The sequence below is a fragment of the Acinetobacter sp. YH12072 genome, from assembly GCF_013419565.1.
In the GTDB taxonomy this organism is placed as follows: domain Bacteria; phylum Pseudomonadota; class Gammaproteobacteria; order Pseudomonadales; family Moraxellaceae; genus Acinetobacter.
On record NZ_VOZV01000051.1, the window covers coordinates 1 to 12,305 of the forward strand.

The 12,305-nt window shown below is 43.2% G+C and carries 8 protein-coding genes; 5 read left to right on the plus strand and 3 right to left on the minus strand.

The features are described from left to right. Window positions 1-384 precede the first annotated feature (384 nt). The 3 genes from ruvB to FTU19_RS14885 all read right to left on the minus strand — a co-directional run bounded on the left by ruvB (window position 385) and on the right by FTU19_RS14885 (window position 3,685). A complete protein-coding gene (ruvB, locus tag FTU19_RS14875) occupies window positions 385-1,386 on the minus strand; it encodes a Holliday junction branch migration DNA helicase RuvB (protein ID WP_034170977.1) in 1,002 nt (333 codons plus the stop codon). A gap of 235 nt (window positions 1,387-1,621) precedes the next feature. Further along, on the minus strand, window positions 1,622-2,224 hold the full coding sequence (gene ruvA / locus FTU19_RS14880) for a Holliday junction branch migration protein RuvA (RefSeq protein ID WP_180131795.1): 603 nt from the start codon (window positions 2,222-2,224) through the stop codon (window positions 1,622-1,624). Between the two features lie 120 nt (window positions 2,225-2,344). Next, window positions 2,345-3,685, minus strand: a complete 1,341-nt coding sequence (locus FTU19_RS14885) for a deoxyguanosinetriphosphate triphosphohydrolase (RefSeq protein ID WP_166138742.1) — start codon at window positions 3,683-3,685, stop codon at window positions 2,345-2,347. Window positions 3,686-3,878: 193 nt separating this feature from the next. Between FTU19_RS14885 and FTU19_RS14890 the strand changes: the two genes are divergently transcribed. The 5 genes from FTU19_RS14890 to FTU19_RS14905 all read left to right on the plus strand — a co-directional run bounded on the left by FTU19_RS14890 (window position 3,879) and on the right by FTU19_RS14905 (window position 12,042). Further along, on the plus strand, window positions 3,879-5,522 hold the full coding sequence (locus FTU19_RS14890; protein WP_180131799.1) for an arylsulfatase: 1,644 nt from the start codon (window positions 3,879-3,881) through the stop codon (window positions 5,520-5,522). A 551-nt stretch (window positions 5,523-6,073) separates the two neighbouring features. Then, a complete protein-coding gene (purL, locus tag FTU19_RS14895) occupies window positions 6,074-9,907 on the plus strand; it encodes a phosphoribosylformylglycinamidine synthase (RefSeq protein WP_180131803.1) in 3,834 nt (1,277 codons plus the stop codon). A 313-nt stretch (window positions 9,908-10,220) separates the two neighbouring features. Further along, window positions 10,221-10,346, plus strand: coding sequence for a KGW motif small protein (locus FTU19_RS16385; RefSeq protein WP_257220869.1), 126 nt, complete (start codon window positions 10,221-10,223; stop codon window positions 10,344-10,346). A 479-nt stretch (window positions 10,347-10,825) separates the two neighbouring features. Beyond that, a complete protein-coding gene (locus FTU19_RS14900; protein ID WP_180131801.1) occupies window positions 10,826-11,707 on the plus strand; it encodes a LysR substrate-binding domain-containing protein in 882 nt (293 codons plus the stop codon). Between the two features lie 17 nt (window positions 11,708-11,724). Next, window positions 11,725-12,042: an NGG1p interacting factor NIF3 gene (locus tag FTU19_RS14905; protein ID WP_180015653.1), complete on the plus strand. Its 318-nt coding sequence runs from the start codon at window positions 11,725-11,727 to the stop codon at window positions 12,040-12,042. The last annotated feature ends 263 nt before the right edge of the window (window positions 12,043-12,305 follow it).

Sequence of the window (12,305 nt, forward strand, 5' to 3'; positions counted from 1 at the left end):
ACTGAGGATCAGAAAGCTTGTTTGAATCGATGTATTTCATCCGCAGATTATGCACGAATGCTAAGAAATCCGGAGTGCAAATATTAACCAAAAAGAAGATCGTTTTTTGATTTATGAAAGAGATCTATTATCTAAGTTTCAACTATTTCTCTAAGTTAAATACTATTTTGGCATTAAAGTTGCTTTGATTATTTCATAATTATTATTGATAAAATTTAAAAGAAATAGCCTAAGTATTTGCTTAAAGAGCAATAACTATAATAGCTAAATAAACTACTTAATAATAAAGATTCGAGTTTGTGCTTTTGGAGCTAATTGATTGCAGTAGTCAATTAGCTCTTTTTCTTTATGATAAAAAATGGCTAAGCCAAAAAAATTTTATCTTTACTTTGGCTCAGGAGGCGTCATGCCAAACTGTAAATAAGCCATATTGGTCGCAATACGACCGCGTGCAGTACGCATCACATAACCTTGCTGAATCAGATAGGGCTCAATCACATCTTCCAGAGTACCTGAATCTTCAGCCATTGCTGCAGCTAAAGCTTCTACACCCGCCGGGCCTCCATCAAAGCGTTCCAATAACATCGACAGGTAACGACGGTCAAGCGTATCCAGGCCATCTTTATCCACGTTCAACATATCTAATGCACGTTGAGCCATTTCCTGAGTGACTTCACCTGTGCCTTTGACTTGAGCATAGTCACGTACACGACGTAATAAACGATTGGCAATACGCGGTGTACCACGTGAACGACGTGCAATTTCTTTTGCGCCATCTTCGGTCATTGGCACATCCATTAGACTCGCAGAACGTTTCACGATATGGGTCAGATCATCAACCGAATAGAATTCCAGACGCTGCACAATCCCGAAACGGTCGCGTAGTGGAGAAGTAAGTAGACCAGCACGTGTGGTTGCAGCGACCAAAGTAAATGGTGGTAAGTCCAATTTAATCGAACGGGCAGCAGGACCTTCACCAATCATGATATCTAGTTGGTAGTCTTCCATGGCTGGATAAAGGATTTCTTCAATCACGGGTGACAAGCGGTGAATCTCGTCAATAAACAGAACATCACCTTCCTCAAGATTGGTCAGCATTGCTGCCAGATCACCCGCACGTTCTAGTACTGGGCCAGAAGTCGATTTCAGGTTACCACCCATTTCACGGGCAATAATATTCGCTAACGTCGTTTTACCCAGCCCTGGAGGTCCAAAGATCAAAGTATGATCGAGAGCTTCAGCACGGCCACGAGCAGCACCAATAAAGATTTCCATTTGCTCACGCACCACGGGCTGACCGATATAGTCATCGAGAGAAGTCGGGCGGATGGCACGATCAAAATGATCTTCGGGTTTTTCAGAACCACTGATGAGACGGTCTTGCATATCTATTAACTTAATCTCTTTATCGAAGCTGTTTGATGTTGCAGAAACAGCCTCAAATAATGATTTGTGTTTAACTGCCATTGTGTAGGCGTTGTCTTACTTTTGAAAGATCAAAAGTAACAAAAATCTTCTGTTGAGTTGAAGGTACTTCCTGTACCTCAACTCAACCGGCGACATCCATGTCGCCAAAGCTCGAGCAAATTTTGGATTGAAAATTTGCTCATAGGTAAATTGCTTATTTATTCATCGACTTTAATGCAGCACGGATGATGTCACTGGCTTCGGTAAACTCCCCTTTGGTTGCATTCACCAGTTTTTGCGCTTCAGCCGGTTTATAACCGAGAGATTGTAATGCTGCTTCAGCTTCAGCTACGGCTGAATTGCCCATAAACTGAATTTGTGGCGCTGTCGAGTTGCTTGGAGCAGTGCCCGCAGACATAGCTTTAAAGCGGTCGCGCAGTTCAATCATTAAACGTTCAGCAGTTTTCTTGCCGACTCCAGGCACTTTAACCAACGTATTTACATCTTCATTCTCAACAGTATGCATCAGCATCTCCACACTTAAAGTTGAAAGAATGCCGAGTGCCATTTTCGGGCCAACGCCGTTCACTTTTAATAAAGTGCGGAAAATGGTTTTTTCCTGAGCATTTAAAAAACCATACAGTAATTGTGCATCTTCACGCACAGCCAGATGCGTCCACAGGGTAATTTTCTGGCCTTTTTGCAACTGGCAAAAAGTAGTGAGCGGCGTATCGATTTCATAACCCACACCATTCACATTTAATAATACAGTCGGTGCTTCCAGCGCCAGCACTTCACCAATCAGGCATCCAATCATCTTTTATCATTACTCAATTCAGTTTTGCAGCATAGTAGTCAGCATTTTCAGGAAAGGCAAAATCTCCTTCTGCAAAACAGGTGATTTTGCTGCAATAATCATCTAATCCAGCCAAATGTTTTATAACAATCCGGCTTTATTACCCTGCAATTCCTGTGACAGGTTATAAGCCTGATGATCCGAGAATTTCGAGATAATATCCAGCACCTGCATGATATTGTCATAATGGCTGTCTTTAAAATTCGCCCCTGAACGTTGCAGGATCGACATTAAACGTTGCTCCTTAAAACTCAGGTTTTTATGCGGTGTGGTCAGCGGGATAAAGGCATCCAGAATATTTTGCAGACTTTGATGGGCAATGATTTCTAAGCCTGCTTTTTGTGGATGTTCAAAAATCTTGTCACGTGCCAGTTCTTTGGCACGATTAATACCACTTTCAATATCCGATGAACAGTACTGCAATAAAGTGCCTTGTAACTGGCCAGACAGAATCTGGTCATGATGGCGTGCAAAAGCAGTCGTCACTTCATTCACCAGACGTTTCATCACACGGCCACGCAGGGCAGCAATTTTCTGTTGCCAGGTCGTGTCAGGCATACCAATCTCGGAAGGCGTGCCATAATCTCCGAGCAGATTTAAAAATACCGGTTCCACTTCAGCATAGCTGAGCATGTTCAAGCTGATGCCATCTTCTAGGTCAATCAGGGCATAACAAATATCATCGGCTGCTTCGAGTAGATAGGTCAGTGGATGACGACAATATCGATACTCGCCGAGCTGGATCAGTCCAAGCTCTTCCGCGATCTGCTTTAAAATCTCTTTTTCTGCCTGATAGCAGCCAAACTTGGCGCGGCTACTGGCAGGCAAATCTACCTGCGATGCCATAGTTTTTGACAGCCACGGATATTTTAAATAAGCACCTAAAGTGGCATAGGTCAGGCGCATGCCGCCATCATTTGGATGATAGTCAATCTTGGTTAGAAGCCGCAGGCCTTGGGCATTGCCTTCAAACTGACGTACATCTGCTTCCTGTTCAGGACTTAAATCTTTTAAGAAGTCAGTATGTGATACATCATCAAACCATTCGCGGATCGCATATTCACCGGCATGGCCAAAAGGCGGGTTGCCAATATCATGGGCCAGACAAGCGGCTTGAATGATGGCGCCCACATCCGCTGGAGACACCCAGGGTGGAAGCTGGTCTTTAATTTTCTCTGCGGCCAACATCCCTAGCGAGCGGCCAATACAGGAGACTTCCAGTGAATGCGTCAGGCGCGTATGAATACCATCGTGCTGGGTTAAAGGATGCACCTGGGTTTTACGGTTGAGCTGCCGGAAGCTCTGGGAAAAAATAATACGGTCATAATCTTTGTGGAACGGGCTACGGGCCAGTTCTGTACTCTGCTTTTTACTACCAATCCGAACTGTCGAAAGCAGTTCCAACCAACGCATTTGAGTCATTTATCATTATTCAGTTCTCTACTTTCTGCATCATGCCAAAAAAGAGCGTAAAGCACTAGGGCAGTGCGACATGAAATGTCATTTTGAATTAGCTTAGCTGAAATACAGCGAAAGATTGTCAATTTGGTGACAGGGCTGAGCCAGCAATTTCAGGCAAATTATGACCATAATAAAATCAATTTGCAGACCAAATATGACGACAGCACACGCTACACCACCTAATATTTTACTCATCGTCGCTGATGATCTGGGCTTTTCTGATCTGGGTGCATTTGGCGGAGAGATCCAAACACCACATTTAGATGCGATTGCCCTGGAAGGATTACGCCTGACTAACTTTCATACCGCATCGACCTGTTCACCCACCCGTTCCATGCTACTTTCCGGCACAGACCATCATCTGGCAGGATTGGGTTCCATGGCCGAAGCCATACGACCTGAACAGAAAGGCCAACCGGGTTATGAGGGGTATTTAAATGATCAGGTTGCGGCTCTACCGGAACTGTTACATGATGCAGACTATTACACCATCATGTCTGGAAAATGGCATCTGGGCTTAACTCCAGACCGTTTTCCGGCACGCCGTGGTTTTGAAAAGTCATTTACCTTGCTCCCGGGTGCAGCCAATCACTATGCGTTTGAACCCGATATTCCAGAAGAAGAAATTCCGGGCCTGTTGAAAGTAACTCGGGGGCTCTATGCAGAAAATGATAAATACATTACTGCATTGCCGGAAGACTTCTATAGTTCAGACTATTTTACAGATCGCTTGCTGGATTATCTGCAAGATGATGAGAGTCGTGCAGAACGCCCATTCTTTGCGTATTTGCCATTTTCAGCACCACACTGGCCTTTGCAAGCCCATCCGGAAGATATTGCCAAATACAAAGGCGTATATGATGAAGGTCCTGAAGTATTACGTCAGAAGCGTTTAGCCAAAATCAAAGAGCTCGGTTTAGTAGGTGAAGATGCTACGATTCATCCAGTATTGGCGAAAACTAAATTCTGGAACAGCTTAACGGATGAAGAAAAGCAGTTCTCGGCGCGAACCATGGAAGTCTATGCAGCAATGGTCGATCGTATGGACCAGAATCTTGGTCGCGTGATTGAATACCTGAAACAGACTGATCAATACGACAATACCATTATTATTTTTCTTTCGGATAATGGGGCAGAAGGCGCGCAGCTGGAAGCATTACCAGTCTTTGGTCCTGATATTGAGACCGTAATTGCCAAATATTATGACAATGCTCTGGAAAATATTGGCAAGGGTAATTCCTATGTCTGGTACGGTGAGCATTGGGCGCAGGCGGCCACAGCGCCATCTCGACTTTATAAAGCGCATACAAGTGAAGGTGGAATTCGTACACCTGCATTCATCAAGCATCAGGGCTTCGCACGACAAAATGGCATCAGTCATGAATTTTTAACGGTGATGGATCTACTGCCGACTTTACTGGAAACACTGAATATCCAGCATCCGGGACAGCAATATAAAGGTCGTGAACTGGTGCCATTACGGGGTAAAAGCATTTTGCCGTATTTGCAGCAACAGCAGGCCTATATTCATGCTGAAGACCATGTCACGGGTTGGGAGCTGTTCGGACAAAAAGCCTTACGTAAAGGGGATTGGAAGGCTTTATTTATTCCCGCACCGAATGGCCCAAACAAGTGGCAACTCTATAACCTGGCAGAAGATGGCGGTGAAACAGAAGATCTGGCAGAGCGTTATCCAGAAAAATTACAGGAGCTATTGGCAGACTGGAAAGTTTATGTACGAGAAAATGGTGTGGTAGAAATTGAAGGTGGGGGAATTTTATTAAATAAAACTGCCTGAGCTAATCTTATTAGGGTATCGAATTTCAAAACTAAACAGATATTCGTGAGAATGAACTAAAAATAAAAAACAGGTCAAACGGCCTGTTTTTTATAGAACAATAATTTTGATAGAAAGAAAATCTTAATCTGTAAGCTGAATAGTTAATATAGTTGATCATCATTCAGACAGATGGCAAAAAGCAGCGCAGCTACCTATTTTTGATCAAGAAATAATAAAGAAGTCAATTCTTGGCTCATTTTTATTAAAAATTGAGATTAAATTTTAAACCACTTGATATGATCAATAGTGTTGAAAAATAATACAAAATTTTTAAGTTTAATTATTCTTGACTAGTTTTAATTTTTCTTTAACAAATTGTGTTAAGCTGTGCGACTACATTCAATTTTTTTATCTGAAAATAAAAGCATTATTTATAAAATGCTATAGCTTTTCGCTTGAGTTTTCTCATTTCCTCTCTAGCCGATTTATGTATTTCACAGTAGAATATGCGCTCTCTCAAGTCACATTGTGGCATGGTCGCTCGATCATCCCGTGGAGCCAAAATCAGCATGTTTATCGTTGCCGGTGCACCTGCACATTCTTCTTTTAAGAAAGCTCAACTACTCACACGTTTATCGTCAATTAGTTCTGTTCAATCACTAGAAAGTCAATTTGTTTATCTTTTTGACCAAGCGCTCAACGAGCAACAACAGCAATCCGCTTTACAGCTTCTCAACGATGGTCAATCATTTGAACTGCGCCAGGCTGCAAGTGATGAAATCCAGATTCTAGTGACACCGCGTGTCGGCACGATTTCACCATGGTCATCAAAGGCAACTGATATTTTTGCCAACTGTAATACACCGGTTCATCATTTAGAACGCGGTGTTTTGTTTACTTTGAAGGGCGAAAAAGAGCTTTCTAAAGAAGCATTACAGATCTTGCATGACCGCATGACTGAAAGCGTTTTCAATGCGATTGAAGATGCTGCAGTATTATTTACTGAAACTGCTCCGAAACCTTTGAACTCGATTGATATCTTGGGTCAAGGTAAAGAGGCATTGGTAAAAGCCAACAATGAATTTGGCTTTGCGCTGTCTGAACAGGAAATTGATTACCTGACAGAGGCATTTACTAAACTGGGTCGTAACCCGAACGACATCGAACTGATGATGTTTGCTCAGGCAAACTCAGAGCACTGCCGTCATAAAATCTTCGGTTCTGAATGGACGATTGATGGTGAAGTTCAACCATTGTCATTGTTCCAGATGATCAAAAATACCTATAAAGAATCACCAACAGACGTATTGTCGGCTTATAAAGACAACGCATCGGTGATTGTTGGTTTTGATACGCAACGTTTCTATCCAACTCAAGAAGATAACGGTCAACACGTTTATAAATACAAGAGCCAGGCCGCTCACATCCTGATGAAAGTGGAAACTCACAACCACCCAACAGCGATTGCACCATTTGCCGGTGCAGCAACTGGTTCAGGCGGTGAGATTCGTGACGAAGGCGCGACTGGTCGTGGTGGTAAACCGAAAGCTGGTTTAACGGGTTTCACCGTATCTAACCTGAATATTCCTGGCTTCGAACAGCCTTGGGAAGAAAACTACGGTAAACCGTCACGTATGGCATCTCCACTTCAAATCATGATTGAAGGTCCATTGGGTGGTGCTGCGTTTAACAACGAATTTGGTCGTCCAGCGTTAACTGGTTATTTCCGTACTTTCGAACAAAACGTCAATGGCGAAGTGAAAGGTTTCCATAAGCCAATCATGATCGCGGGTGGTTACGGTAACATCCGTCCGGACCACGTTGAAAAAGATGCGATTCAACCAGGCGATCTACTGATCGTGCTTGGCGGTCCAGCAATGCTGATCGGCCTTGGCGGTGGTGCTGCATCATCTGTAGACAGCGGTAAACTGGGTGAAAACCTGGACTTCGCTTCTGTACAACGTGAAAACCCGGAAATGGAACGCCGTTGTCAGGAAGTGATTGATACTTGCTGGCGTATGGAAGATGAAAACCCAATCGTTTCTGTACATGACGTCGGTGCGGGCGGTATCTCGAATGCGATGCCCGAGCTGGTAAATGACCATGAGCTTGGTGCGGTGCTTGATCTGCGTAAGATCCCATCGCTTGAGCCAGGCATGTCGCCAATGGAAATCTGGTCAAACGAAGCGCAAGAGCGTTATGTACTGGCGATCCGTCCAGAATCTCTACCTTTATTCGAATCGATCTGTGCGCGTGAACGTTGTCCGTTTGCGGTATTGGGTGAAGCAACTGAAGCGCGTCATTTAACCGTTGAAGATCCATTGTTCGGCAACAAGCCAGTGGATATGCCAATGCAAGTGATGCTTGGCGGAACACCACGTATGAGCCGTTCATATGAAACTACTGCACGTAAAGGCGATGACTTTGATGCCTCTAAAGTGACTGATCTGAAAGATGCGATTTATCGCGTCATCAAGAATCCGACTGTGGCTTCTAAATCATTCCTGATCACCATTGGTGACCGTTCGATTACCGGTATGGTTGCACGTGACCAGATGGTTGGCCCATGGCAGGTTCCTGTAGCAGATGCTGCGGTAACGACTACCAGCCTTGTAGGTTTCACTGGTGAAGCGATGGCAATGGGTGAACGTCCACCAGTGGCATTGTTAAATCCAGCAGCCTCTGCGCGTTTGTCTGTAGCTGAATCGATCTCAAATATCATGTCTGCGAAGATTGAACAAATCAGTGACATCAAACTGTCTGCAAACTGGATGGCTGCTGCAGGTCAACCGGGCGAAGACCAAGCATTGTTCGAAGGTGTAAAAGCCATTGGTATGGAAATGTGCCCTGCACTGGGCATCGCAATTCCAGTCGGTAAAGACTCATTGTCAATGCGTACCACCTGGAATGACGAAGGCGAAGACAAATCTGTTACTTCTCCGATGTCAGGCGTGATTACTGCATTTGCACCTGTAACTGATGTTCGTAAGACATTAACCCCTGAGCTGAAAAATATTGAGTCTGTACTGGTTCGTATTGATCTATCTAAAGGTCAGTTCCGTTTAGGCGGTTCGATCTTGGCTCAGGTATACAAAGCAATTGGTTCAGTGACTCCGGATGTCGACAGCTTTGATGACTTCAAAGCATTCTTCGCACTGGTTCAAGACTGGAACAACCGTGGTCTGATCAAGGCTTACCATGACATCGGTGATGGTGGTTTACTGGCAACTGTTGCGGAAATGATGTTTGCTGCACGTCTAGGCGTAGCGCTAGAAGACCAATCAGTTGAAGCATTGTTCGCTGAAGAAATCGGTGCAGTTCTGCAAATAGCGAAAGCGGATTGGGATGCATTACAAGCAGAAATCGCGACTTCTACACTGAAAGATGCGATCTCTGTAGTGGGTACAGTGAACAGCTCTGACCAGTTATCTGTAAATGGTCTGGTACTGGAACGTGCTGACCTGCAAGTCGCTTGGACTGAAGTTTCTCATCAAATCCAGCGTCTTCGTGACAACGTAGAAACTGCAGATCAAGAATTTGCATTAGTTACTGATAAATCACACAAAGGTTTGATTGCTCAACCGACATTTGATCTGAACGAGCAAATCGAAGCGCCGTACATTAATTCACGTCGTCCAAATATGGCGATTCTGCGTGAGCAGGGTGTAAATGGTCATGTGGAAATGGCAGCAGCATTCGACAAAGTCGGCTTCAACACTGTTGACGTACACATGAGTGACCTGCTTGCTGGTCGTATCAGCTTGGATGACTTCGAAGGTCTGGTCACTTGTGGTGGCTTCTCTTACGGCGACGTATTGGGCGCAGGCGGTGGTTGGGCGAAATCAGTATTGTTCAACCAGCAACTTCGTGACCAGTTCGAGAAATTCTTTAACCGTCAGGAGACCTTCTCTCTAGGGATCTGTAACGGTTGTCAGATGTTGTCACAATTGGCTCCACTGATTCCAGGTGCAGATGCTTGGCCTCGGTTCCATCGCAACAAATCAGAAGTATTTGAAGCACGTAGCGTCAATGTTCGTGTAGAGAAATCTCACTCTGTATTGTTAGAAGGTATGGAAGGCTCGATTCTTCCAATCGCTGTGGCACATGGTGAAGGTCGCGTAGTAGCATCGGCTGAAAGCATTGCTGCATTGAATGCCAATAATCAGGTGATTATGCGTTATGTGGATAGCCAAGGTAATGCGACTGAGCAATATCCATTGAACCCGAATGGTTCGCCTGAAGGGATCTCTGGTGTCACTTCGAAAGATGGTCGTGCGACTATCTTGATGCCACACCCTGAGCGTAACTTCCGTGCGATCCAGCACTCTTGGAAACCAGAAGACTGGGATCAAGACGGTGCTTGGTTACGTATGTTCCGTAATGCGCGTAAGTTCATTGGCTAATCTGATTTAGTTTCAAAAAAGGGTCGCAGCAGCGGCCCTTTTTTATAATTTGAACTTATGGGAAATTAGTAAAACTAGAAAAATCATTTACTTTTGTTTAGACTAGCTTCATCAATTGCCACCAGTGGGTGGCTTTTTGCTTTTTAAGCAGTTTGAAACATTTATTTAATTTTCTCCCGCTGAACTGGTTTAGATTTTGCTTTTATATCTGCATAGAAGTGATATTGTGTAAATAATGCACAATATTTATGCACTTTAAAGGAAAGATGGTATAGATCAGTTCAGTATCAACACTCAAGAATGAGGTGGTGACATGGCTAAGACGCTCAGAATAATGGATAGAACGGAATTACGTCAGAAAGGTTGGTGGTTATTTGGTTTTGTTGTTGGCCTACAGGTACTGTTCTTGGTAGGTAGTTATTTGCTACAGAGTTCTTGATCAACAGATTTAAAAAAGCCACCGAAAGGTGGCTTTTTTATTGCTAAACAGTGGGTTGAATCTGCTTTAACGTTACCTTCAGCGTATTTTAATAAACAAAAGCATTATTAATACTATCCTGATAACACCAAGTGATATAACCAACCGGCCTAACCAGAATTACACAGATTCATGAATTTCAGACTTGCCATTCTAGGGTTTATAACATCATGAGAAGCAATCTGAATCACCTCCAGATATGGCAAGTTCAGCGATTCTGCTGCCTGTTTCCAACTTTAATCTGAGCTCAATGTCGAATACTGCGTCATGCAAGACACTATGTGTATACCTGAAACAGGTATAAATGTAGGAGGGGAAAAGTCTGGCCATGCATAGAAAGTAGATATATGAGTATTCGTATAAGCTATTGATCTATTAATATTTTCAATACGTTGGCCTAAATCGTATGATAAGCACCTGTTTTTTGAAGTGAGCAATCTATGGAACTTCGACATTTACGCTATTTTATTACCGTGGCGCAGGAGCAGAGTTTCACTAGGGCTGCTGAAAAGCTGTTTACGGCTCAACCTTCTTTAAGCCAGCAGATTAAAGATCTGGAGCAGGAAGTTGGCGTTAACCTGTTTGAGCGTTCTTCACGAAAAATACAGTTAACCGATGAAGGTAAGGCCTTTTTAATCTATGCAGAAAAAGCTCTAGAAAATGCCAAATTGGCCGTTGCGTCAGCACGACAGGTGGCCCAGCAGAAAAATAACCAGATTCATATTGGTTTTCTGAATGTTGCCGAACTAAAAGTCATGCCACATATTTTGGCCAAGTTGAAAAAGACCATGCCAGATCTGAAAATTCATCTGCATAGCCTGTTCTGTCTGGAACAGCTTCAACGTCTAAAAAATGCTGAACTAGATCTAAGTATTACCCGTTTTCAGCTAGATCATCCAGATTTTGAAAATATCCATTTGTTGACAGAACAAATTCACTTGGTTGCAGCCAAGCATTTGCACCCAACCGATCGAATACTGAAATTACAGGAACTGAAAAATCATACAATTATTATGTGTGATCAGAATGCATCACCCATATTTTACGAAAGACTGAATGCTTTGATGTCCTTTGATCAGCTAAAGCACGATCAGGTGCTGTGGGCGACCAATGTGCTACAGCATATTAACCTGATCAATATGGGGATGGGTTTCAGTTTTGCTCCCGATTATTTATTGCGTTTCCTGAATGATGAAGTGAAAGTGATTCAGACAGATCGACCTTTACCCCAGGTAGAACTATATGCAACATTTAACAAGAACTCTCAAAATCCAGCATTGAATATTATTACCGAAGCCCTTAACAATACGGTAAATGCTTGAAAAACTTGTAGGGATATATGCTTAAACTGATTTATTACGTACCAGATGAAAACCTGGAGGAAACCAAGAAGGCCATCTTTGCAGCAGGTGCGGGTGGGATTGGTGAATATACCGACTGTGCCTGGCAAGTGCTGGGAACTGGACAATTTAAGCCGCAGCAAGGCGCAGATCCTCATATTGGGGAAATTGGCCAGCTGGAAAATGTGGAAGAATGGCGGGTCGAAATTCTTGTACCTGATGAAAAGGCGGTTGAAGTGGCTAAGGCTCTAAAAGAAAGTCATCCTTATGAAGAACCGGCATTTGAATTTATCCAGCTTTTAGATATAAAAGTTTAAATTTTAGAATTGATATAAACCGACGGTGCATTAGTGTTGATGTGCCGTCTATATATTAAAAACACCCAATCTGCTTTTATTATTATAACCCGAATCGCGGATAAAAAAATTGACTTGAAAAATAAGAGGACTAGATCCATCAGTTGAGTTACCACACAAAACTTAAAACTCTAGTCCCGATGTTTAATAGTACCGAATTATTTTGCGTAATTGATGATTTCTTTCTTAAATTTGAAGCAACCTACTGGAATTTCCTTAAACAA

Excerpts from the sequence above, each read along its gene's own strand:
- FTU19_RS14885 (WP_166138742.1), bottom strand. The coding sequence starts at position 3,685 with ATGACTCAAATGCGTTGGTTGGAACTGCTTTCGACAGTTCGGATTGGT.
- FTU19_RS16385 (WP_257220869.1), top strand. The coding sequence starts at position 10,221 with ATGGCTAAGACGCTCAGAATAATGGATAGAACGGAATTACGTCAGAAA.
- FTU19_RS14890 (WP_180131799.1), top strand. The coding sequence starts at position 3,879 with ATGACGACAGCACACGCTACACCACCTAATATTTTACTCATCGTCGCT.
- FTU19_RS14900 (WP_180131801.1), top strand. The coding sequence starts at position 10,826 with ATGGAACTTCGACATTTACGCTATTTTATTACCGTGGCGCAGGAGCAG.
- purL (WP_180131803.1), top strand. The coding sequence starts at position 6,074 with ATGTTTATCGTTGCCGGTGCACCTGCACATTCTTCTTTTAAGAAAGCT.
- ruvA (WP_180131795.1), bottom strand. The coding sequence starts at position 2,224 with ATGATTGGATGCCTGATTGGTGAAGTGCTGGCGCTGGAAGCACCGACT.
- ruvB (WP_034170977.1), bottom strand. The coding sequence starts at position 1,386 with ATGCAAGACCGTCTCATCAGTGGTTCTGAAAAACCCGAAGATCATTTT.
- FTU19_RS14905 (WP_180015653.1), top strand. The coding sequence starts at position 11,725 with ATGCTTAAACTGATTTATTACGTACCAGATGAAAACCTGGAGGAAACC.